Origin of the sequence: Halobacteriovorax sp. XZX-3 (assembly GCF_043196495.1) — a bacterium.
Classification (GTDB): domain Bacteria; phylum Bdellovibrionota; class Bacteriovoracia; order Bacteriovoracales; family Bacteriovoracaceae; genus Halobacteriovorax_A.
Genome location: NZ_JBEBMO010000021.1, coordinates 1 through 1,064, shown reverse-complemented (window position 1 = coordinate 1,064; position 1,064 = coordinate 1). Strand labels below are relative to the sequence as shown.

Here is a 1,064-nt window from a genome sequence, read left to right as displayed (position 1 = left end):
GTCTCCACTAGCATCTCTTGCCACGTTAGATGAGTGATGCCATCTTCTGCCATGACACCGTCTGGGTATTTCTTCTGGTACTCGGAGGCTACGAACTTAGCCATGTCGTACTCAGTGATGAACTGCTCGATGGCTTTAGTAGCTGTCTTGATACCGTAGCCACGGCATTGCTTGTCACCGGACAACCCCTTGATGTGGTCGATGCGGTCGCCCATTAGCATCTGGATGTACAGGTTACGGCACGCTTGAAGCGGGGTGACGTAGAAGATACCTTCCTTCAACTTACCAGTGTTGCATTGGTAGCCTGCCACAGTGCGCAGGTCTTTATCACCGGAGAACACAATCACTCTACCTATCTCGTTACGAGCTGTAGCAGCAATGGAGTCATCGGCTTCCAGACCCTCACACACATGAGCATGGAACTTGTCCACCATGAAGTCACGGATGTCATCGTAGTAGACAGGCTTCTCCATGTTGTCACGGCAACCCTTGTACTTCTGGATGGTTGCATCATCATTACGCCACAGTGTGGCACCTTTAGTAAGGAACCACTTCTGCGGAGAGTGACGGGAGATAGCAGTGATTTGTTTCTTCTTGTTCTGCAAGATGAGACGACACTTGTCGAACTCCTCTATCCAGAAATGAATATCCACATCTGCTACCTTCGCCGCGAACTCAGGATGCTTCTTGCAATACTCGTTGAACTTAGACTTCTTACTCCACTGCCCCAAGAATTTACCGTCCTTGTCGTATGCCAACGGTTCTCGGTGTTCAACAGAGAAGCCTGCTGCGTACACGAACATGTCAGCATCCACTAAGGAACGGCACTCCTTGAAGGGGAGCTTGTCCTTGACTGGTGTATCAGTCAGTGGCTCTTGTATATCTGCCATGTAAGGCAGTGGATTGATTAGCATCTAAGCCTCCATAGCCTCGTCAGGGTCTACACGCTGGAAGCCCATTGTTTCTAGCAGGTCATCAGTCACTTCAATCTGATTGCCTAGCTCTAGGGCGTACATGTAGTTAGGGTTCAAGCCATGAACGTTACCGTCTTGGCTACCTTGACG

1 protein-coding gene is annotated in these 1,064 nt (G+C 49.8%); it reads right to left on the bottom strand.

What is annotated here, in order from left to right; all coding sequences use genetic code 11:
* Window positions 1-914: hypothetical protein (locus ABMA70_RS16025; protein WP_393022414.1), on the bottom strand; the 914-nt coding region annotated here is incomplete at its 3' end.
* Between the last annotated feature and the right edge of the window lie 150 nt (window positions 915-1,064).